This is a genomic window from Gandjariella thermophila (genome assembly GCF_005405885.1).
Lineage (GTDB): Bacteria > Actinomycetota > Actinomycetes > Mycobacteriales > Pseudonocardiaceae > Gandjariella > Gandjariella thermophila.
In genome coordinates this window covers 1-20806 of sequence record NZ_BJFL01000048.1, presented here as the reverse complement: position 1 = coordinate 20806, position 20806 = coordinate 1, and the positions used below count along the sequence as shown (strand labels likewise).

20 protein-coding genes and 1 tRNA gene are annotated in these 20806 nt (G+C 73.4%); 17 read left to right on the top strand and 4 right to left on the bottom strand.

From position 1 onward, the window contains the following. Nucleotides 1-154 precede the first annotated feature (154 nt). Together steA and FFT21_RS25880 are read left to right on the top strand one after the other, a co-directional pair. Nucleotides 155-1351 carry a putative cytokinetic ring protein SteA gene (gene steA / locus FFT21_RS25885; protein WP_137816536.1) on the top strand — a complete coding sequence of 399 codons (1197 nt, stop codon included), beginning with the start codon at nucleotides 155-157 and terminating at the stop codon, nucleotides 1349-1351. After that, nucleotides 1348-2286 (top strand): copper transporter, encoded by a 939-nt coding sequence (locus FFT21_RS25880; RefSeq protein WP_137816544.1) that lies wholly within the window; start codon nucleotides 1348-1350, stop codon nucleotides 2284-2286. Before steA ends, FFT21_RS25880 begins: the two co-directional genes overlap by 4 nt. Nucleotides 2287-2331: 45 nt before the next feature. Here FFT21_RS25880 and FFT21_RS25875 read toward each other — a convergent pair whose 3' ends face one another. Beyond that, the gene (locus tag FFT21_RS25875) at nucleotides 2332-2760 is read right to left on the bottom strand and encodes a hypothetical protein (protein ID WP_137816535.1); all 429 of its coding nucleotides are present in this window, start codon (nucleotides 2758-2760) and stop codon (nucleotides 2332-2334) included. Between the two features lie 355 nt (nucleotides 2761-3115). Beyond that, entirely contained in the window at nucleotides 3116-3556 is a 441-nt protein-coding gene (locus tag FFT21_RS25870; RefSeq protein WP_137816534.1) for an Hsp20/alpha crystallin family protein, read from the bottom strand. Nucleotides 3557-3655: 99 nt separating this feature from the next. Between FFT21_RS25870 and FFT21_RS25865 the strand changes: the two genes are divergently transcribed. The 15 genes from FFT21_RS25865 (at nucleotide 3656) to FFT21_RS25795 (ending at nucleotide 17947) form a co-directional block, all read left to right on the top strand. Then, on the top strand, nucleotides 3656-4357 hold the full coding sequence (locus FFT21_RS25865) for an HSP18 transcriptional regulator (protein WP_225978766.1): 702 nt from the start codon (nucleotides 3656-3658) through the stop codon (nucleotides 4355-4357). Between the two features lie 205 nt (nucleotides 4358-4562). Then, a complete protein-coding gene (gene pyrG / locus FFT21_RS25860; protein WP_137816533.1) occupies nucleotides 4563-6272 on the top strand; it encodes a CTP synthase in 1710 nt (569 codons plus the stop codon). 35 nt (nucleotides 6273-6307) lie between these two features. Beyond that, a complete protein-coding gene (locus FFT21_RS25855) occupies nucleotides 6308-6934 on the top strand; it encodes an NUDIX domain-containing protein (protein WP_225978770.1) in 627 nt (208 codons plus the stop codon). A 51-nt stretch (nucleotides 6935-6985) separates the two neighbouring features. Further along, entirely contained in the window at nucleotides 6986-8464 is a 1479-nt protein-coding gene (locus tag FFT21_RS25850; RefSeq protein WP_137816532.1) for an MFS transporter, read from the top strand. 38 nt (nucleotides 8465-8502) lie between these two features. Next, nucleotides 8503-9429: a site-specific tyrosine recombinase XerD gene (xerD, locus tag FFT21_RS25845; RefSeq protein ID WP_137816531.1), complete on the top strand. Its 927-nt coding sequence runs from the start codon at nucleotides 8503-8505 to the stop codon at nucleotides 9427-9429. 315 nt (nucleotides 9430-9744) lie between these two features. Beyond that, nucleotides 9745-10704 (top strand): ParA family protein, encoded by a 960-nt coding sequence (locus FFT21_RS25840; RefSeq protein WP_137816530.1) that lies wholly within the window; start codon nucleotides 9745-9747, stop codon nucleotides 10702-10704. After that, nucleotides 10701-11048, top strand: a complete 348-nt coding sequence (locus tag FFT21_RS30090; RefSeq protein ID WP_137816529.1) for a hypothetical protein — start codon at nucleotides 10701-10703, stop codon at nucleotides 11046-11048. The genes FFT21_RS25840 and FFT21_RS30090 overlap by 4 nt, the downstream gene beginning before the upstream one ends. Beyond that, complete coding sequence (locus tag FFT21_RS25830) at nucleotides 11045-11914, top strand: segregation and condensation protein A (protein WP_371856866.1); 870 nt, start codon at nucleotides 11045-11047, stop codon at nucleotides 11912-11914. The genes FFT21_RS30090 and FFT21_RS25830 overlap by 4 nt, the downstream gene beginning before the upstream one ends. 104 nt (nucleotides 11915-12018) lie before the next feature. Next, complete coding sequence (gene scpB, locus FFT21_RS25825) at nucleotides 12019-12801, top strand: SMC-Scp complex subunit ScpB (protein ID WP_137816540.1); 783 nt, start codon at nucleotides 12019-12021, stop codon at nucleotides 12799-12801. Continuing rightward, nucleotides 12794-13549 carry a pseudouridine synthase gene (locus FFT21_RS25820; protein WP_225978765.1) on the top strand — a complete coding sequence of 252 codons (756 nt, stop codon included), beginning with the start codon at nucleotides 12794-12796 and terminating at the stop codon, nucleotides 13547-13549. The genes scpB and FFT21_RS25820 overlap by 8 nt, the downstream gene beginning before the upstream one ends. A 4-nt stretch (nucleotides 13550-13553) precedes the next feature. Beyond that, nucleotides 13554-14756 (top strand): DUF1015 family protein, encoded by a 1203-nt coding sequence (locus FFT21_RS25815; protein WP_137816527.1) that lies wholly within the window; start codon nucleotides 13554-13556, stop codon nucleotides 14754-14756. 202 nt (nucleotides 14757-14958) lie between these two features. Then, nucleotides 14959-15684, top strand: a complete 726-nt coding sequence (gene cmk, locus FFT21_RS25810; protein WP_137816526.1) for a (d)CMP kinase — start codon at nucleotides 14959-14961, stop codon at nucleotides 15682-15684. A gap of 4 nt (nucleotides 15685-15688) precedes the next feature. Further along, the gene (locus tag FFT21_RS25805) at nucleotides 15689-16393 is read left to right on the top strand and encodes a lysophospholipid acyltransferase family protein (protein WP_137816525.1); all 705 of its coding nucleotides are present in this window, start codon (nucleotides 15689-15691) and stop codon (nucleotides 16391-16393) included. After that, nucleotides 16390-17793 (top strand): ribosome biogenesis GTPase Der, encoded by a 1404-nt coding sequence (gene der, locus FFT21_RS25800; protein WP_137816524.1) that lies wholly within the window; start codon nucleotides 16390-16392, stop codon nucleotides 17791-17793. The genes FFT21_RS25805 and der overlap by 4 nt, the downstream gene beginning before the upstream one ends. An 80-nt stretch (nucleotides 17794-17873) precedes the next feature. Further along, nucleotides 17874-17947 (top strand) — tRNA-Pro (locus FFT21_RS25795). A gap of 557 nt (nucleotides 17948-18504) precedes the next feature. Here FFT21_RS25795 and FFT21_RS30425 read toward each other — a convergent pair. Then, nucleotides 18505-19728 (bottom strand): tyrosine-type recombinase/integrase, encoded by a 1224-nt coding sequence (locus FFT21_RS30425; RefSeq protein WP_137816523.1) that lies wholly within the window; start codon nucleotides 19726-19728, stop codon nucleotides 18505-18507. 153 nt (nucleotides 19729-19881) lie between these two features. Continuing rightward, nucleotides 19882-20187, bottom strand: coding sequence for a helix-turn-helix domain-containing protein (locus FFT21_RS25785; RefSeq protein WP_137816522.1), 306 nt, complete (start codon nucleotides 20185-20187; stop codon nucleotides 19882-19884). Between the last annotated feature and the right edge of the window lie 619 nt (nucleotides 20188-20806).

The window sequence follows — 20806 nt, the reverse complement described above, 5'->3', positions numbered from 1 at the left end:
CCGGCGCGCCAGGCGGTCGCAACCCACCGGGCGGCGCCTCGCGGATCGGGCCGCAGCGCCCACCCGACCGGCGGATCACCCGATTGACCTGGGTATTCGCCGGCCCGGCGTGGCGCGAACGTGAGCCGCGCCACGCCAGTTCACCATCGGCTGTGTGAGGTTCGCCGGGCTGCGCGCGCGCCCCGAGGAACCCCTGCCGGGAACGGTCGGGGTGGCTCGGGTGGACCGCCGCACCGGTGACCTGCTCCGCCGGATCGGCCCCGGTGACATCGCCGTGCTCGACCGGCTGGACCTGGACCGGCGCACCGCCGAGGCGCTGGTCGCCGCCGAGGTCGCCGGCGTGGTCAACGCCGCCCCGTCGATTTCCGGGCGGTTCCCCAACCTTGGGCCCGAGGTGCTGGTCGCGGCCGGTATCCCGCTGGTCGACGGGGTCGGCGCCGAGGCGCTGCGGCGGATCCGGGAAGGCAGCACGATCCGCCTGCATGACGGCGCCGTCTACCAGGGGCAGCGGGAGATCGCCCGGGGCACCGAGCAGACCGCCGAGCTGATCGCCGCGCAACTGGTCGAGGCGAAGGCCGGGATGGCCGCGCTGCTGGAAGCGTTCTCCGCGAACACCGTGGAGTTCCTGCGCCGGGAGCGGGCACTCATCCTGGACGGGGTCGGCGTGCCCGGGCTGCGCACCCCGCTGCGCGGCCGGCAGGTGCTCGTCGTGGCCGCCGGCCCACACGTCGCCGAGGAACTGCGCGCGCTGCGCGGCTACCTCCGCGAGCACCGCCCGGTGCTGGTCGGCGTGGACCGCGGCGCGGAGATCCTGCACGCCGCCGGTCACAAGCCCGGGCTCATCGTCGGCGACCCGGACGGCGTGCCCACCGAGATCCTGCGCGCTGCCGCCAGGAGGGGCGCCGAGGTGGTAGTGCCCGCGCAGCCGGACGGGCACGCCCCCGGTCTGGAGCGGGTGCAGGACCTCGGCGTCGCCGCGGTCACCTTCCCCGCCTCCGGCAGCGCCGAGGACCTGGCGCTGCTGCTCGCCGAGGCGCACGGCGCGAGCCTGGTGGTCACCCTGGGCCTGCGCGCCGGGCTGCGTGAGTTCCTGGACCGCGACCGGCTGGGGGAGAACCCGTCCGCGTTCCTCACCCGGCTGAAGCTGGGCGCGCTGCTGGTCGACGGCTCGGCGGTGGCCACCCTGCACCGGCCCCGAGTGTCCGCCGGCGCGACGCTGCTGCTGGTTGCCGCGTGCGCCGCCGCGATCGCCGTGGCCCTGATCGTCTCCGGCGCCGGGCCGGTGTACGCGGCGGAACTCGCCGGCGCCTGGCGCGCCCTGCTCGCCTGGACCAAGGGATGGCTGTCGTGATCTCGCTGCGCTATCACGTGGTGTCCGTCGCGGCGGTGTTCCTCGCCCTGGCCGTGGGCGCGGTGCTCGGTTCCACCGCGCTGTCCGGCCGGCTGCTCGCCGGGCTCGGCGCGGACCGGGCCGCGCTCGGCCGGCAACTCGCCGACCTGCAGGCCCAGCGCAACGCGCTCGGCGCGCGGCTGACCGACGCCGACCGGTTCGCCGCGACGGTCGGCCCGGCCACGGTACGCGGCCGGCTGGCCGGCCGGACCGTGGTGCTGGTCAGCACGCCGAACGCGGCCCGCTCCGCGCGGGACGCGCTGGTCGGGCTGCTCGGCGACGCCGGGGCCACGGTCACCGGGGAGGTGCAGCTCACCGACGCGTTCACCGACCCGGCCCGCGCCGACCAGTTGCGCGACCTGGTGACCCGGCTGCTGCCGGCCGGGGTGCAACTGCCCGCCGCCACCGATCCCGGCACGCTCGCCGGCGGCCTGGTCGGCGCGCTGGTGCTGCTCGGTAGGGACAACCGGCCGCAGGCCGCGCCGGAGGAGGCGGCGGCCGCGCTGTCCGGGCTGGCCAGTGGCGGGTTCGTGCGCCAGGGCCGGTGGCCGGCACCGGCCCAGCTCGCCGTGGTGCTCACCGGGTCCGGGAGTGCGGGGGACGCGGCCGCGGACCGGTCGGCCACCCTCGCCCGGTTCGCCGTGCAACTCGACCGGATGTCCGCGGGCGCGGTGCTGGCCGGCGCGTCCGGTTCCGCGGACGGCGACCGGCCGCTCGCCGTGGTTCGCGCCGACCCGGCCGCGGCCGCCGTGCTGTCCACCGTGGACGACGTGGACACCGGCGCGGGGCGGGTGGCCGCCGTGCTGGCGTTGCGGGAGCAGGTGGACGGCCGCGCCGGCCGGTACGGCACCGCCGGCAACGCCCAGGGACCGGCGCCGCAACCGGCCGCCGGCTGACCGCGGCCACCGGTCCGGTTGAGCCGGCCGCGGTCAGCGCGGCGGTCAGGGCCCAGGCGCGGGATCGTCCGGGGCCGCGTCGAGATGGCGCAGGTCCTCCAGGGTCGGGTCGAGCAGCAGGCCGGCGGTGCACAGGTGGTTGGCCACGGTGCGCAGGTCGACGGCGACCTCTTCGGTGGTTACCTCGGGCGGCACGGTGGCGGGGCGGTCGTCACGGAGGTGGCCGGTGCGGCCCAGCCGGTCCGCCTGCGCGGCCAGCTCTCTGGCCAGTTCGGCCAGCGCCTCGGTGAGCTTCGCGGTCTGCCCGACCGCGTCGCGCAGGCCGGCCAGGTCCAGGCGGTCGCCGCCGAGGGCTCGCCGCGCCCGGTCGAGCTCGGCGTGCCCCGCCCGCAGCGCGGCGGCGAGGGCACCCGAGCGCATGGCCGGCTGTTCCGATTGCGCTGCGGGATCGGCGAGTTCGACTGTGGTCGGCATGCTGCGGTACCCCATCTCCTGTCGGCTACGGTCGCGCCCGGTCCAACGCCGCGAAACCGGCGAGACCCTGACCCGTGTGCCTTCCGGTTGCCGTGCGGCAACAAACGTTGGGTCGCCCCGCGAGGCGGCAACGATCGCCGCGAACTCGCCGCGCGCCCACTGGTCATCGGCGCACACCAGGGCGAGAAACGCCGCGTCGTCCGTGGTGTGCGCCGGGACGGCCCGCCCGTCGACTCCCGGATGTCCCATGCCATGCGGATCCCCGCGGGCGGCCATCGCTACGCCGTCTGCTGTCGGCGCCCTGCCGGAGCGCGCCGCCGCGGGTCAGCGGCGGCGCGCGAGCCGTGGCAGCCTGCTAGGCGCTGATCTCCTTGGGGCTGCTCTCTCCGGTGCTGACGGTGATCTTGCGCGGCTTGGCCTGCTCGGCGATCGGGATGCGCAGCGTCAGCACCCCGGCGTCGTAGCTGGCCCTGATGTTGTCGGTGTCGAGGGTGTCACCGAGGAAGAGTTGCCGGGAGAACACGCCCAGCGGCCGCTCGGAGACCTGCATCTGCACGTCGTCAGCGGTGGCCAGCGGCCGGCGCTCGGCCTTCACGGTGAGCACGTTGCGCTCCACGTCGAGTTCGATGGCCTCCGGCGAGACGCCGGGCAGGTCGAAGGCGACCACGAACTCGTCGCCGCTGCGGTAGGCGTCCATCGGCATCGCGGCCGGACGCGACCAGGTACCGGCGGTGTTACCGAACACCAGGTTGGTCAGCCTGTCCAGCTCCCGGAACGGGTCGGTGCGCATCAACATCTCTCCAACCTCCCGTCGAAGTGTGTTGTCAACGCGCATATCCCTTGTAGCATGTCGTCTATCCGTTGACAAGTGTGATGTCGTCGATGGGATGACATGATGAGCGTGGCGAGCGACGGTGCCGAATACGAGCAGGCCCACCGGGTGTTGCGGGCCGAACACGGGGACGGTGGGGACACCGGTCCGCCGGCCGCCGAGGTGCGGGCGCTGCGCCTCCTCCACGCCACCCTCGCCGGCGTCCGCGCGGACACCCTGACCGCGAACGGCGGACGGGGGCAGCAGATCCTGTCCGCGCTGGTACTGCTGCGGCATCTCCGCGAGGAGTTGGCCGCGTGGGAACCCGAACTGATCACCGCGGCCCGCGAGGCCGGGGTGAGCTGGGCCGCCCTCGCGCCCGCGCTCGGGGTGACCAGCCGGCAGGCCGCCGAGCGCCGCTACCTGCGGCTGCGCCCCTCGGCCACCGGCGAGTCCACCGGCGAGGCACGGGTGCGGGCGGAGCGGGACAAGCGCGCCGGCGACCGCGCCGTGGCCCGCTGGGCCCGGGAGAACTCGGCCCCGCTGCGGCAGTTGGCCGGCCAGGTCAGTGCGCTCACCGACCTGCCCGGCCCCGCCCAGCAGAGCGTGCACCGGGTGCAGCGCGCGCTGGCCGACGACGACCCGGCGTCGCTGCTGTCCCCGCTGGCCGGCGCCCGGGAACACCTGGCACCCAGCCATCCCGCCCTGGCCGAGCAGATCGGCTCGATCACCGAGCGCACCGAGGCGCTCCGCAACGACACCAGGGACCGCCGCCGACCCCGCTGACAGCCTGGTGCGGAACAGGAACTGACCCGGGCCGGCCGCGGTTCACCGGGTGGTCGGTCAGCGGACAATCCGGTCGCGGTTGCGCCGTCGGTGTGACGCGACGTGCCGTCCCCGTGTTAACGTGAAACCCCGTGGGTAGGCGGGACGCAGCGCGTTCCTGCCGACGTTCCTCCAAGATCGACGGCGATGGACCACGGGAGCCTCCTTGGTGCTTCAGGCGCGGATGACCAAGCACGTTTTCGTCACCGGAGGCGTCGCCTCCTCCCTCGGCAAGGGGCTCACCGCCTCCAGCCTGGGGCAGTTGCTGACCGCCCGTGGTCTGCGGGTGACCATGCAGAAGCTGGACCCCTACCTCAACGTCGACCCGGGCACGATGAACCCGTTCCAGCACGGCGAGGTGTTCGTCACCGAGGACGGTGCCGAGACCGACCTGGACGTCGGCCACTACGAGCGGTTCCTGGACCGTGACCTGTCCAACCGGGCGAACGTGACCACCGGGCAGATCTACTCGGCGGTGATCGCCAAGGAGCGCCGCGGCGAGTACCTCGGCGACACCGTGCAGGTCATCCCGCACATCACCGACGAGATCAAGTCCCGGATCCGGGCGATGGCCGAGCCGGACGAGGACGGCCAGGTGCCGGACGTGGTGATCACCGAGGTGGGCGGCACGGTCGGCGACATCGAGTCGCTGCCGTTCCTGGAGGCCGCCCGGCAGGTGCGGCACGACGTGGGCCGGGACAACTGCTTCTTCCTGCACGTCTCCCTGGTGCCCTACCTCGCGCCGTCCGGCGAGTTGAAGACCAAGCCGACGCAGCACTCGGTGGCCGCGCTGCGCAACATCGGTATCCAGCCGGACGCCATCGTCTGCCGCGCCGACCGGGAGATCCCCGACGGGCTCAAGCGCAAGATCGCGCTGATGTGCGACGTGGACACCGAGGCCGTGGTCGCCGCGCCGGACGCCCGGTCCATCTACGACATCCCCAAGGTGCTGCACCGCGAGGGCCTGGACGCGTACGTGGTGCGCCGCCTCGGCCTGCCGTTCCGCGACGTCGACTGGACGATCTGGGGCGACCTGCTGGACCGGGTGCACAACCCGGCGGAGGCGGTGCGGGTCGCACTGGTCGGCAAGTACGTGGACCTGCCCGACGCCTACCTGTCCGTGACCGAGGCGCTGCGCGCCGGCGGGTTCGCGCACCGGGCCAAGGTGGAGGTCGTCTGGGTGCCCTCGGACGAGTGCGAGACCGAGGCCGGTGCCATGCACGCGCTGTCCGGGGTGGACGGCGTGCTCGTGCCCGGCGGGTTCGGGGTGCGCGGCATCGAGGGCAAGATCGGCGCCATCCACTACGCCCGCACCCGTGGCGTCCCGGTGCTCGGGCTGTGCCTGGGCCTGCAGTGCATGGTCATCGAGGTGGCCCGCAACCTGGCCGGCCTCACCGAGGCCAACTCCGCGGAGTTCGACGAGGCCACCGTGCAGCCGGTGATCAGCACCATGGCCGACCAGGCGGACGTGGTGGCCGGCCAGCGCGACATGGGCGGCACCATGCGGCTGGGCGCCTACCCGGCCAAGCTGGTCGCCGGGACGATCGTGGCCGAGGCGTACGACACGACCGAGGTGTCCGAGCGGCACCGGCACCGCTACGAGGTCAACAACGTCTACCGGGAGCAGTTGAGCAAGGCCGGCATGGTGTTCTCCGGCACCTCCCCGGACGGTCACCTCGTCGAGTTCGTCGAGCTGTCGCGCGACGATCACCCGTTCTTCGTGGGCACCCAGGCGCACCCGGAGCTGAAGAGCCGGCCCACCCGGCCGCACCCGCTGTTCGCCGCGTTCGTCAACGCCGCGCTGAACTACCGGGCCGCCGACCGGCTCCCGGTCGAGCTGCCGGAGACCGTGCCGGCCAGCACGGCGGGAGTGTGAAACCCGTGCCGGGCAACGAACCGGATCTGTCCACACTGGACGACCCTCGGCACGAGTTCCGCGCGGTGGAAAGCCGGGACGCCTACCTGGGCCGGGTGATCGCGCTGCGGGTGGACCGGGTGAACATGCCCGGCGGCGGCGTCGCCACCCGCGAGGTGGTGGAGCACCACGGCGCGGTCGCCATCGTCGCGCTGGACGACGACAGCCGGGTGGTGATGATCCACCAGTACCGGCACCCGCTGGCCCGCCGGCTGTGGGAGCTGCCGGCCGGGCTGCTGGACGAACCGGAGGAGAGCCCGGTCGAGGCGGCCAGGCGGGAACTGGCCGAGGAGGTCGGGCTCGCCGCCGAGGAATGGTCGCTGCTGGTGGACGTGGCCGCCTCACCGGGTTTCACCGACGAGTCGGTGCGCGTCTTCCTCGCCCGTGGACTGTCCGTTGTGGACCGTGGGGTGATCGAGGACAGCGAGGAGGCCGACCTGCGGGTGGCCCGGTTCCCGCTGGCCGACGCGGTGCGCATGGTGCTCGCCGGGGAGATCGTCAACGCCTCCGCGGTGGCCGGACTGCTGGCCGCGCACACCGTGCTGGTGGGCAACGTGCCGCCCCGCCCGGTGGACGCTCCGTGGCCGGACCGGCCGACCCGGTTCGCCCGCCGGCGGCGCTGACCGGAGACCGGTCCGCCGCGGGTGCTGCGCGGCCGGCCGGATGCGTGGAGCATGGCGGAGGTGGAATCCGCCGAGTACCCGCCGGGTGCGGACCCGCGCCGGTGGAAGGCGCTCGCCGTCTGCCTGGTCGCCGGGTTCATGACCCTGCTCGACGTGAGCATCGTCAACGTGGCGCTGCCGTCCATCCGGGACGGTCTGCACGCCAGCGCCGCGCAGATCCAGTGGGTGCTCTCCGGGTACGCGCTGACCTTCGGGCTGGTGCTGGTGCCGGCGGGCCGGCTCGGTGACGCGCGCGGGCGGCGGCTGGTGTTCCAGACCGGGCTGGCGCTGTTCACCCTGTCCAGCGCACTGGCCGGGTTCGCGCCGAACGCCGCCTGGCTGGCCGCGGCGCGGCTGCTGCAGGGCGTCGCGGGCGGCGTGCTCAACCCGCAGGTCGCCGGGTTCATCCAGGACCTGTTCCGGGGCCGGGAACGGGGCAGGGCGTTCGGCTGGCTCGGCGCGGCGATCGGGGTGTCCACCGCGGTGGGCCCGCTCACCGGCGGCCTGATCATCACCCTGGCCGGCGTGCAGGAGGGCTGGCGCTGGGTGTTCTTCGTGAACCTGCCGATCGGCGTGGCCGCGCTGCTGGTCGGCGCCCGGCTGCTGCCGGCCACCCGCTCCGCGGGGCGGCGGGTGCCTGGCGGGCTGGACCTGCTCGGCACCGGGCTGCTCGGCGCCGGCGTGCTGCTGGTGCTGCTGCCCATGGTGGAGGCCGAGGGCGGCCGCGCCGCGGTGCCGTGGTGGCTGGTGGCGGTCGGGATCGCGGTTCTCGCCGGGTTCGTCGCCTGGGAGCGGCGGTACGCCCGGCGCGGCCGCAGCCCGCTGGTGGAGCCGGACCTGCTGCGCACCCGCAGCTACGTGCTGGGCACCGCGCTGGGCACGGTCTACTTCGCCGGGTTCACCGGGATCTTCTTCGCGCTCGCACTGTTCTTCCAGTTCGGCCTCGGTTACAGCCCGCTGGCCAGCGGGCTGGGGGTGACCAGCTTCGCGCTCGGCTCGACCGGCGCGGCCACCGTGGGCGGCCGGCTGGTCGGCGACCTGGGCCGCAAGGTGGTTGTGCTCGGCCTGGCGCTGGCGGCGGCCGGGTTGGCCAGCACCGACCTGGCACTGCGCTTCGTGCCCTCCGGGGCGGCGGCCGGCTGGGCGGCGGCGCTGCCGCTGCTGGTCGCCGGGGTGGGCACCGGGCTGACCATCACGCCCAACCAGACGCTGACCCTGGCCGCCGTTCCGCCGCGGATCGGCGGCACCGCGGCCGGCGTGCTGCAGACCGGGCAACGGGTCGGCACCGCGCTCGGCATCGCCGCGATGGGCCTGGTGTTCTTCGGCGTGCTCGCCGCGAGCCGGGGCAACTATCCGAGGGCGATCACCAGCGGGCTGTGGCTGTCCGTCGGGTTCGTGCTGATCGCGCTGCTGCTCGCGGTGGCCGACCTGCGCAGCCGCGCCCGCGGCTACGGCGCGACCCGGCGGGCCGAATCCCGCAGGGCCGCGTAGGGTTGATCACCATCGCGCGCGGCGGAGGAGGGCTTCCGGTGACCACCGACCTGCCACCCGCGCTCGGCGGCGCGCTCACCCGCTATCTCGACCACCTCGCCGTGGAGCGCGGCGCGGCGCGGCACACCCTCGACTCCTACGCCCGCGACCTGCGCCGCTACCTGCACCACCTGGCCGAGCACGGGGTGTGGGAGCTCGCCGAGGTGGGCGAGCGGGACGTCGGCGCGTTCCTCGCCGCGCTGCGCGAGGGTACGCCGGAGCGGCCGCCGCTGGCCGCCTCCTCGGCGGCGCGTGCCCTGGTCGCGGTGCGCGGCCTGCACCGGTTCGCGCTGCTGGAAGGCATCACCGCGACCGACCCGGCGCACCGGGTGAAGCCGCCCAGCCTGCCGCTGCGGCTGCCCAAGGCGTTGCCCGTGAACGACGTGCTGCGGCTGCTGGACGTGCCGGGGGACGATCCGCGGTCGCTGCGCTCCCGTGCCCTGCTGGAACTGCTGTACTCCACCGGCGCGCGGATCTCCGAGGCGGTCGGCCTGGACCTGGACGATGTCGACGCGGCGGAACGCACCGTGCGGCTGGCCGGCAAGGGCGGCAAGCAGCGACTGGTGCCGATCGGCCGGCCGGCGCTGGCCGCGCTGGACGCCTACCTGGTGCGCGCCCGGCCCACCTTCGCCGTCCGCGCCACGCCGGCGGTTTTCGTCAATCCGCGCGGCGGACGCCTGTCCCGGCAGAGCGCGTGGCAGGCGGTGCAACGGGCGGCGGAGCGCGCCGGGCTCGCCGGCGCGGTGTCCCCGCACACCCTGCGCCACTCGTTCGCCACGCACCTGCTGGAGGGCGGCGCGGACGTGCGCGTGGTGCAGGAACTGCTCGGCCACGCCTCGGTTACCACGACCCAGGTGTACACCCTGGTGACGGTGAACACGCTCCGCGAGGTGTACGCGACGACCCACCCGCGGGCGCTCGGCTGAGCACGACGCTGATCCAGCCGGGTGATCACGATCGCCACGGTTTCTCCGGGCCGCGTCGCGATGGGATACTCAGCGCTGGTCCGGACGCTCGGGCTTGTTCCGCTGGCATGTGCGGTTACCAGGCACCGGCCGCTCGCACGGGCCTGGTGGCCCGTGGTCGCCGGGCCGGTACGGAACAACCCCGCAGGAGGGCTGTTCGATCGGGTGTAACCCGAGGAACGGGCCGCGCTGCGCACGGCGAGGCGCGTTGCTGGTTACCCTGGGTCCGCTTAGGCTGCGGCCGTCGGTGCAGGATCACTGAGGAGCCGAGGGGCGATGTCGACACCGCAGCCTTCCGCCGGGGACCGGCGGTCGCTCGGTGGTCCCGTCGACCCGTCGGTCGACCTCAACCTGGCGCCGCCACCCGCCGCCACCGCCGACGACGAGCAGGTGGAGCTGGTCGAGGCGGACGAGCGGCCGCCGGGAAGAGCACCGCGCGACATTCCCGATCCGCCGCCCGTCGTCCGGCACGGCCCGGCCAGAGTACTCGCCGTGTGCAACCAGAAGGGCGGGGTGGGTAAGACCACCTCGACCATCAACCTCGGCGCGGCGCTGGCCGAGTACGGCCGCCGGGTGCTGCTGGTGGACTTCGACCCGCAGGGCGCGCTGTCCGTCGGTCTCGGTGTGCAACCGCACCAACTGGAGCAGACCATCTACAACCTGATCATGGAGCGCTCGGTGGCCGTCGAGGACGTGCTGCTGCGCACCTCGGTCAAGGACATGGACCTGCTGCCCAGCAACATCGACCTGTCCGCGGCCGAGATCCAGCTCGTCGCCGAGGTCGGTCGGGAGCACACCCTGGTCCGCACGCTGCGCCCGCTCGTCAGCGACTACGACTACATCCTGGTGGACTGCCAGCCGTCGCTGGGCCTGCTCACGGTGAACGCGCTCGCCGCAGCCGACGGCGTGATCATCCCGCTGGAGTGCGAGTTCTTCAGCCTGCGCGGGCTGGCGCTGCTGATCGACACGATCGAGAAGGTCAAGGAGCGGCTGAACCCCAAGCTCGACATCACTGGCATCCTTGCCACCATGTACGACCCGCGCACTTTGCACTCGCGGGAGGTGATGGCCAGGGTGGTGGAGGCGTTCGGTGACATCGTGTTCGACACCGTGATCAACCGCACCGTGCGCTTCCCGGAGACCACCGTGGCCGGGGAGCCGATCACGCGGTGGGCGCCGCGCTCGGCCGGCGCCTCCGCCTACCGGCAACTCGCCCGCGAGGTGATTGCCAGGTGACGCGCCGCGCCTCCCTTCCCGGCGCGGCCGAGCTGTTCCGCTCCACCACCCTCGCCGGGAAGGGCAACGGGGAGCTGCCCGCCGGCCCGCCCGAACCGGACACCGAGCCGCTGCCGGGCGGCTCCGGCCGGCAGAAGCACGACGCCAAGATCACCGTGTACGTGTCCCAGGCCGAGCTGGTGGCCCTGGAGCAGGCCCGGCTGCGGCTGCGCGCCGACTATGGTCTCGGGGTGGACCGTGGCCGGGTGGTGCGCGAGGCGATCGCCGTGTTACTGGGCGACCTGGAGGCGCGTGGCGAGGAGTCGCTGCTGGTTCGCCGGCTGCGCCGGGAGCGGGAGCGGTGACCGCCACGGACACCGGGTCGCCGCCGTCGCGGCAGGAACTGGCCGAGATCGCCGAGTCCGAGGCACCAGCCCGGTTCACCGTCCGGCTGGCCAACTTCGAGGGCCCGTTCGATCTGCTGCTGCAGCTCATCTCCCAGCACCGGCTGGACGTCACCGAACTGGCCCTGCACCAGGTCACCGACGACTTCATCGCGCACATCCACGCCATGGGCGACGCCTGGGACCTGGACGAGACCACCGAATTCCTGGTCATCGCGGCGACGCTGCTGGACCTCAAGGCGGCCCGGCTGCTGCCGTCCGCCGACGTGGAGAACGAGGACGACCTCGCCCTGCTGGAGGCCCGTGACCTGCTGTTCGCCCGGCTGCTGCAGTACCGGGCATACAAGCAGGTGGCCGAGTTGTTCCGGGAGTTGGAGGCCGGGGCGCTGCGCCGGTACCCGCGGTCGGTGTCGCTGGAGGACCGATACGCCGGGCTGCTGCCCGAGGTGATGCTCGGCGTCAGCCCGCGGGGGTTCGCCGAGCTGGCCGCCGCGGTGTTCCGCCCGAAGCCGCCGCCGACGGTGTCCATCGACCACGTGCACATGCACGCCGTCTCGGTGCGCGAGCACGCCGCGCTGCTCCGGGTGCGGCTGGCCGAGCAGGGCGAGTGCAGCTTCCACGAGCTGGTCGTGGACTGCCAGCACGCCATGGAGGTGGTCGCCCGGTTCCTGGCGCTGCTGGAGCTGTACCGGGAGACGGTGCTGGCCTTTGACCAGGCCGAGCCGCTCGGTGAGCTGCGGGTGCGCTGGGTGGGCGGCACGCTGGAACAGGCGGAGCAGGCCGCGCGGCAGGACCTGGCGAAGACGGACGAGGAGGAGTACGGGTGAGCGTCAGCTCTGCCGGTGGGCCCGCGGACGGCGGCGCCGACCACGACCGGCGGGTGAGCGGTCCCGACGCGGAGCGGCACGCCTTCGATCCCGGACCGGAGCACGTGCTCACGGGTGGCGGCGAACCCGAGCGGTCGGCCGGGGACCCCAGCCAGGCCGAATCCTTCGCCGAGCAGGCCAAAAGGACCGCACCCGAGGACGGCGCGGGCGCGGACGGCGCGGCACCGGAGGGTGCCGGCGCCGAGGCCCAAGCCGACGAGCCCCCGGCCGGCGGCGAGACCGGCGCGGCGGACCCGGATGACCCGGATGCCGGCGGGGCGGACACCGGCAGCGACCTGCCGGACGTCACCGACGACGCCGCGCTCGAGGCCGCGCTGGAGGCGTTGCTGCTGGTCGTGGACACCCCGGCCGGCGAGGAGGCGCTGGCCGATACCCTCGGCCAGCCGGTCGGCCGGGTGACCGAGGCGCTGCGCCGGCTGTCCGCCCGCTACACCGAGACCGGCCGCGGCATCGACCTGCGCCGGGTCGGCGACGGCTGGCGCTTCTACACCCGCGACACGTACGCCCCCTATGTGGAGAAGTTCCTGCTCGACGGCCAGCGGGCCAAGCTGACCAGGGCGGCTCTGGAGACGCTCGCGGTGGTCGCGTACCGGCAGCCGGTGACCAGGGCGCGGGTCGCCGCGGTGCGCGGCGTCAACGTGGACGGGGTGATCCGCACCCTGCTCGCCCGTGGCCTCATCGAGGAGACCGGCGCCGACCCGGACACGGGTGGAATCCTGTACCGGACGACCGAACTCTTCCTGGAGCGGCTGGGACTGTCCTCGCTGGAGCAGTTGCCGCCGCTCGCCCCGCTGCTGCCCGAAGTGGATGCGATCGACGATGTCTGAGCCCCATACCCGAACTCCCCCCGACGATGGGGTGCGGCTGCAGAAGGTGCTGGCCAAGGCCGGCGTCGCGTCCCGGCGTGCCGCTGAGGAACTGATCGCCGAGGGACGGGTCGAGGTCGACGGCAAGGTGGTCAGCGAGATGGGCCGCCGGGTCGACCCGGAGACGGCCGTCATCCACGTCGACGGCGTGCGCGTGATCGTCCGCGACGACCTGGTGCACCTGGCGTTCAACAAGCCCAGGGGCGTGCACTCCACCATGTCCGACGACCGTGGCCGGCCCAGCATCGGCGACTACGTGCGGAGCCGGAAGGAGCGCCTGTTCCACGTCGGCCGGCTGGACGCGGACACCGAGGGGCTGCTGCTGCTCACCAACGACGGCGAACTCGCGCACCGGCTGATGCACCCGTCCTACGACGTGGCCAAGACCTACCTGGCCGAGGTGCCCGGCCCGGTGCCCAGGGAGGTCGGCCGGCTGCTGCGGTCCGGCGTGGAACTGGAGGACGGCCCGGCCAAGGCCGACGCGTTCCGCGTGGTCGACTCGGTGGGCGGCAAAGCCATGGTCGAGATCACCCTGCACGAGGGCCGCAAGCACATCGTGCGGCGGCTGCTGGCCGAGGTCGGCCACCCGGTGCGGCGGCTGGTGCGCACCGCGGTCGGCGAGGTCCGGCTGGGCAACCAGCGGCCCGGCTCACTGCGCGCCCTCACCCGCGACGAGGTCGGCTCCCTCTACACCGCTGTCGGCCTGTGACCGCATGACGGCGGCGCGCAGCGAACCGGCGGTGCCGTGGGTGCACGCGGTGCGCCGCGGCTGGGTGGTCCGCGGCGAGGTGCCCGGGCCGGATGTGGACGAGTTCGCCGAGCCGGAACGGATCGCCGAGGCGCTCGCCGCGCCCGGTGCCGAGGGCACCCTGCTCGCCGTGCAGCACCCGCACCGCACCCCGGAGGCCCGCCGCGCCCGGCTCGGCCTCACCGAGGCGCTACCCGCCGCCCGCGCCGCCCTGCGCGAGTTGCGCCGCACCGGGTACCGGCCGGTCGCCGACGTGGTGGCCCCGTACCGGATCAGCGGCGCGGACGGCGAGTCCTCCGGTGTGCTGTGCATGGTCGACCCGGCCGCGGTGGACGCGGCGGGGATCAGCCGGGTGCGGCACGGCGAGGAGGTCTACCCGGACGTCGTCGCCGAACGCGCCGCGATGCTGGCCGGGCTGGGCACCGCGACCAGCGCCGCCATGCTGGTGCCGGTGACGGACGGGGAAACGCTCACCGCCGCCGTCCGGGAGACCACCGAGGCGCTGGGCGAACCCGAGGTCGTCACCGTGGACGCCACCGGCTGGCAACACCGGCTGTGGCTGCTCGGTCCCGGTCCGCAGCAGGAGCGGCTACTGGCGGTGGCCGGCCGGCACCCGCTGCTGGTCGCGGACGGCAACCACCGGGTCGCCGCCGCGGCCGCCGCCCGGTTGGACGGGCTGCTGTCCCTGGTCACCGCCGGGCCGCGGCTGCGGATCGGACCGATCCACCGGGTGCTCACCGGTACCGGTCTCGCCGCGGACGCGCTGGCCGCCGCGTGGCGCCGGGTCGGCCTGCGGGTACGGCCGGCCGGCGAGCCGGTAGCGCCGCAGGCCCCGGGCAGCGTCACCGTGCTGGCCGGCGGGTCGGTGCTGCGCGTCGACCTGCCCGCGCCGGAATCCGGCGAGCCGCTGCCCCGCATCGACCACGCCGTGGTGGAACGGCTGCTCGTCCAGCAGGCGCTGGGCATCGACCCGGAGGGGCCGATGCTGCGGCCGCTGCCCGGTCACCGCCCGCCACCCCCCGCCGCGGACGCCGTGCTGCTGCTTGCCCCGGTGCCCTACGCCGATGTGCTCGCCGTGCACGCGCAGGGCCGACGCATGCCGCGGAAGAGCACCTACTTCACGCCCAAGCCGCGCAGTGGCCTGCTGCTGGCCGACCTCGGGCCGTGACGCCGGCAAGATCCGGGCGGCCGGCGCCGATGACCGGGGTCACGGCAGGCAGAATGGAACCGGCGACCGGTGAGCGTTGTTCGGATTGGGCGGTGAGCACGGGCCGTCAGATTCGTACCGGCGGCCGCCGACCGCGTGGGGTCGGCCGACGGGCGCGAACGTCTGGGCAGGGCAGAGTTGGGCGGTGCGAGGAGGCAGGCAGGTGGCATCGGGTGAGCTGCGCGGCGTGGTGGCCCTTGACGGGCCGTCCGGCACCGGCAAGTCCACCGTGGCACGACGGCTCGCTTCCGCGGTGCACGCCAGGTACCTGGACACCGGCGCGATGTACCGGGCGGTGACGCTGGCCGTGCTGCGTGCCGGCGTCGACCCGGAGGACGCCACCCGGGTCGCTGAGGTGGCGGCCGCGGCGCGGCTCGCGGTCGGCACCGACCCGCAGGCGCCGACGGTGCGGCTGGACGGCGAGGACGTCGCGGCCGAGATCCGCGGCCCGGAGGCCACGCGCGCGGTGTCCGCGGTGTCCGCCGTGCCGGCGGTGCGCGAACTGCTGGTCGCCGAGCAGCGGCGGATCATCGCCGAGATGCTGGACGCCGGGCACGGCGTCGTGGTGGAGGGCCGCGACATCGGCACCGTGGTCGCCCCGGACGCGCCGCTGAAGGTGTTCCTTACCGCGTCCGCGGAGACCAGGGCGCACCGCCGCAGCCGGCAGGACGCCGAGGACGGCCGGGTGGCCACGATGGAGGCGACCATGGCCGACGTGCAACGGCGCGACCGGTTGGACTCCACGCGCGCGGTGTCCCCGCTGCGCCCGGCCGACGACGCGGTGGAGCTGGACACCACCGAACTCGACATCACCGGGGTGCTCGACGCGCTGCTGGCCATGGTGGACCGGCGCGGGCTGCGTGGCGTCCCGGAACGGACCGGACGGTGACGACGTGAACGAACAGGCTGCACGCGAGCTGCCCGACGGCGCGTGGCGGCCACTGCACGACTTCGCCCGCTGGATCGGCTCCTGGCTGTTCTACCTGCTGTTCCGGCTGCGGGTGCGGGGCATGGCGAACGTGCCGAGGACCGGGCCGGTGGTCGTGGTGGCCAACCACAGTTCGATGATGGAGGGGCCGCTACTGTTCGGCGTGCTGCCCCGGCGCACCGTGTTCCTGATCAAGCAGGAGATCTTCCGCGGCGTCGTCGGCTGGGCGCTGCGGCGGATCGGGCAGCTCTCCGTGCGTCGCGGTGAACCCGACCGCACCCCGCTGCTGGGTGCGGTGCGGGTGCTGCGCGCCGGCGGGGTGGTCGGCGTGTTCCCGGAGGGCACCCGGGGCGCCGGCGACGTGGCCAGCGCTCAGCATGGCGCCGCCTGGCTGGCCCGGTCCGGTGGCGCGGTGGTGCTACCGGTGGCCTGCCGGGGCACCCGGCGGCCGGGCGGGGCGCGGCGGCGGTTCCGGCCGGTGGTGGACGTGCTGGTCGGCAGGCCGTTCGAGCTGCCGCCCGGGCGTGGCCGGCAGGGATTGGCCGTCGCCACCGATCGGGTGCGTGACGAGTTGGCCGCCCTGGTGGCGGAGTTGGACCGGCTGCGCGGCGGCGAACCGCCGTCCGCGGCCGGGACGAGCGGACATGGCGTGAGCGGAGATCGGCCGTGACGGAACTGGACGGCACCTGGACCGACGAGTCCGAGTTCGCCGCGTTCGACGAGGTGGCCGCGCAGGAGAGCGGGGAGAGCGCCCCGCCGCAGCCGGTGCTCGCCGTGGTCGGGCGGCCCAACGTGGGCAAGTCCACGCTGGTCAACCGCCTGCTCGGGCGGCGGGAGGCGGTCGTGCAGGACACCCCGGGGGTGACCAGGGACCGGATCGCCTACGACGCGCTGTGGAACGGGCGGCGGTTCACCGTGGTCGACACCGGCGGTTGGGAGCCGGACGCGCGCGGGCTGCAGGCGGCGGTGGCCGCCCAGGCGGAGCTGGCCATGTCCACCGCGGACGCGGTGCTGCTGGTCGTGGACACCACGGTCGGCGCGACCAGCACCGACGAGGCGGTGGCCCGGGTGCTCCGGCGCTCCGACCGTCCGGTGCTGCTGGCCGCCAACAAGGTGGACGACGAGCGGCTGGTGCCCGAGGTGGCCGCGCTGTGGTCGCTCGGCCTTGGCGAGCCGCACCCGGTGAGCGCGCTACACGGCCGCTACGCCGGCGACCTGCTGGACGCGATCCTCGCCGCACTCCCCGAGACACCCAGGGAAACCGTGCGCACCGAGGGCGGCCCGCGCCGCGTCGCCCTGGTCGGCAAGCCGAACGTGGGCAAGTCCAGCCTGCTTAACCGGCTTACCGGGGAGGAGCGCGCGGTGGTCGACCCGGTCGCCGGGACGACGGTCGACCCGGTCGACTCGCTGGTCGAACTGGACGGCGAGCTGTGGCGGTTCGTGGACACCGCCGGCCTGCGCAAGCGGGTGCGGACGGCCAGCGGCACGGAGTACTACGCCTCGCTGCGCACCAAGGCGGCGATCGAGTCGGCCGAGGTGGCCATCGTGCTCCTCGACGCCAGCGAGCCGATCAGCGAGCAGGACCTGCGGGTCATCAGCATGGTGGTCGACGCGGGCCGGGCGCTGGTGCTGGCGTTCAACAAGTGGGACCTGGTCGACGAGGACCGGCGGGTGCGGTTGGCCCGCGAACTGGACCGCGAACTGGTCCGGGTCCGCTGGGCCGAGCGGGTCAACATCTCCGCGCTCACCGGTCGCGCGGTGCGCAAGCTGGCGCCCGCCCTGCGCACCGCGCTGGACTCCTGGGACCGCCGGGTGCCCACCGGCCAGCTCAACTCCTGGCTGTCCGACCTGGTCGCGGCCACCCCGCCGCCGGTGCGTGGCGGCCGGCAGACCAAGGTGCTGTTCGCCACCCAGGCGCAGACCCGGCCGCCCACCCTGGTGCTGTTCACCACCGGCTTCCTGGAGTCCGGCTACCGCCGCTTCGTGGAGCGCCGCTTCCGCGAGGAGTTCGGCTTCACGGGCAGCCCGATCCGTGTCTCCGTGCGGATCCGCGAGAAGCGCAAGCGCTGACCCGCCGGGGGCGGCCCCCGGCCGGTCGCGCCGGAGCCGGTGCGCTATCCTGATCGTGCATCCCACCCCAGGGGTGTGGCCGGGACGTGGCGCAGCTTGGTAGCGCACTTGACTGGGGGTCAAGGGGTCGCAGGTTCAAATCCTGTCGTCCCGACGGCCGGAAGGGCCCGCTGGTTCTGGGTGAAAGCCCAGGTCAGCGGGCCCTTTTGCTTGGCGGTGTGGATCTTGTTTGATCGTCCATTGTGGTCTAAATGGAGATCAACAGGGCCTGGTGGGAGAAAATTGGGAGAAGATGTTGTTCGTCTTTGACCCAACGGGCTTATGGGGTCGCGGAAACGGCCTCTCCCAGTCCTGGTGTGGCCAACCGCGCGCAACGGGCGTCAACCGTCGCCAACGCTGATCCGGTGTGGGTCGGTTGGCCGCCGTCGGGGTCGGTTGTGGCCGTGTGGTGGCCGCTGGCCGCCGGTGGCGCTGGGTGGGGTGTGTTGGGTGCGGGTCGGGGCGGTCGGCGTGTCTGACGCCGTCCGGAAGACGCTCGTGGGCTGCGTCGTCACCGGTCCCGGTTCGGTGGAGTCGACATGTCCGTGGTCGTGGGCGGGCGAGTTGTTCTGGCCGAGGGGGACGGGGTGCCGGTGGTGTGGCTGGGGTGCCGGAAAGCGGATTCGCCACCTCGGGCGAGGTGGCGAATCCGGTGGTGGGGAGGTTGGCTGGTTATGCGGTGGCGCGCCTGTCGGATGTCGGTGCTCCGGGTAGCGCCAGCTCGCTGATGTTGCCGGTGCCACCGTCGCTGGTGGACAGGGTGGCCAGGGCGGTGGTCCAGCGGCGTTGGAGTGCGTCGATGAGGCGGGTTTCGACTTCGGCGGCGACGTGGGAGTAGATGTCCTGGATCTTGTCGGGGATGGTGTGGCCGAGGCGGCGGGCTTGGGCGACGTCGGGGATGCCATCGGCGATCATCCAGGTCTTGTGGCTGTGCCGGAAGCCGTGGAAGACCAACCCAGGGACGATCGGGGCGACCCGGACGCGGGGGCGGGTGCGGTGGAGGTTGCCGTCGGTGGCGGGGCGCATGGCGCGGCGGGCGAAGTTCGACCGGCGCAGCAGTTCGCCTTCGGCGGTGACGAACACGTGCGGGTGGTCGTGGCTGTCCAGGTGGACACGCAGCAGGTCGACCAGGAATGGCGGGAGGGTGATGGTGCGGGCGGATTCGGCGGTCTTGGGCGGCCCGAGTTCCAGCCGGCCGTCGACCTCGTGCAGGGCGCCGGTGTCGGGGTCGATGACGATGACGCCGTCGTCGAGGTGGGTGTGGACCCGCCGGAGTCCGGCCAGTTCCCCCCAGCGGGCGCCCGTCCACGCAGCCGTGATGATCAGCACCGCGGCCCAGGTGCCGACCAGGGCGGCTGCCTGTGCGGCGATGGCCAGCGCCTGCTCCGGGGTGGCCCACAACCGCTCCGTGCGGGGCTGGTGGCGGCGTCGGCCGCGGCGGCGGGGTCGGATGGGGTTGGCGGGGATGAGGCGTTCGTCGGCGGCGTCGGCGAGCATCATCGACATGATCTTGGTGATGGTGGTGACGGTGGCGACGGCGTAGCCGTCGGCGCGGAGTTTCTTGGCCCAGGTGTGCACGGCGAGCCCGGAGATCGCGTCCAGGCGGGTGGTGCCCCAGCGGGGCAGGATGTGGTTGCGGGCCAGGCTGCGGTATTGGGCGGTGGTGGTGGCGGCGACGTCGAGGGCGTCGAACCAGGTCACCGACCACTCGGCCAGCGTCAGTTTCCCGGCGTCGGGGTCGAGGAAGGTGCCGCGGCGCTGGTCGGCTTCGATTTCGTCGGCTTTGGCCTCGGCTGCCTTTTTCGAGGTGAAGCCGGTGATGGTGCCGAACCCGCCGTCGTCTTTGCGGTAGCGGACCCGCCACGAGTGTGGTCCCCGTTTTTCTGCCCAAGCCACTGTGCGCCTTCGCTTTCTCTTGGCTTGCATGGGTGAATTGACGGACATATGGACGCTCGATGTCCGTCAATAATCAAGCGGTCGACGCAAAGAACCTCGTCGATGAATGGCTCATCTTCTCCGGCCCGGAAAACGTCAACACGTCGGCATGCGCTAGGGCTGACGTGGTCCCTGGGCGCTGGCATCGGCGATGGCGGCGATGTCGGCGCGCGAGAAGCGCAGGTGCTTGCCCACGTACCGGCACGGCACGGCGCGGGCGGCGGCCTTGCGGCGCAACCAGGACGGGCGGACTTGCAGCAGTTCAGCGGCTTGCTCCGCGGTGTAGAGAAGAGGTTCGGTTCCGTCGGAGGGCGGCAGAGTTGGTTGCTGTTCCGTCGCGGGCTTTTCGATCCTGCTGGCCGGACGAGTGGTGCGCGGGCGTGCGATACCGTGACGTGGACGGCGAGGAACCGCACTCATACCGTCTGCCTCCCCGCCGTGACGGCGACGCGTCGCGTCCGGAGACATGAGCAGCGCGGCCGCGACGGCAGTCTTCCTTGCTTGGCCATCCGGCCAAGGTCGCAGTGGTCTCGGGGTCGGACTGGCGGGACGTGGCCGCGAGCGCCTCTCGGCTCGGTCATGGATGTCCTCCATCGGGTGCTGGGTCAGCTGGCGGTGACATCCCTGAACTCCGAAATACGGGCCCGTTGGGGACAGACCATGCCCAACTTTCCCTGCGCAACCTCCCGCCTGACCATGCCCATGGCGGCCTGTATTCCAGACGGACAGCAGGAACACGGACCGGCCGGCGCCGGCCGACCAGCGGAAACCACGCACGCAGGCACCCTGTGCCCTACGCAGGCAGCGCACCGCCGAAGATCACTATACGATCATCTGACCAGCATGTATGCCTCATTGGCAATACCCAAGCTTGGATCAGTGACCTCTACCGGGTCAACGTAGATCCACATCTGCTCTGATGGCATGAAGGGGCGGGGCCTCCGTCCCTCGTGGTCCCGAGCGGACACTCGGGTTCTCACGTCAACGCACGACGAAGGAGGCCCCTTGTGTCCGAGTATGACGCGACGCAGGTCGTGGG

Bases quoted from the DNA above. Each gene is read 5' to 3' on its own strand.
- FFT21_RS25820 (WP_225978765.1), top strand. From the start codon at position 12,794: ATGTCTGAGCCCCATACCCGAACTCCCCCCGACGATGGGGTGCGGCTG.
- FFT21_RS25870 (WP_137816534.1), bottom strand. From the start codon at position 3,556: ATGTTGATGCGCACCGACCCGTTCCGGGAGCTGGACAGGCTGACCAAC.
- FFT21_RS25815 (WP_137816527.1), top strand. From the start codon at position 13,554: ATGACGGCGGCGCGCAGCGAACCGGCGGTGCCGTGGGTGCACGCGGTG.
- FFT21_RS25850 (WP_137816532.1), top strand. From the start codon at position 6,986: ATGGCGGAGGTGGAATCCGCCGAGTACCCGCCGGGTGCGGACCCGCGC.
- FFT21_RS25865 (WP_225978766.1), top strand. From the start codon at position 3,656: ATGAGCGTGGCGAGCGACGGTGCCGAATACGAGCAGGCCCACCGGGTG.
- FFT21_RS25875 (WP_137816535.1), bottom strand. From the start codon at position 2,760: ATGCCGACCACAGTCGAACTCGCCGATCCCGCAGCGCAATCGGAACAG.
- FFT21_RS25840 (WP_137816530.1), top strand. From the start codon at position 9,745: ATGTCGACACCGCAGCCTTCCGCCGGGGACCGGCGGTCGCTCGGTGGT.
- FFT21_RS25785 (WP_137816522.1), bottom strand. From the start codon at position 20,187: ATGAGTGCGGTTCCTCGCCGTCCACGTCACGGTATCGCACGCCCGCGC.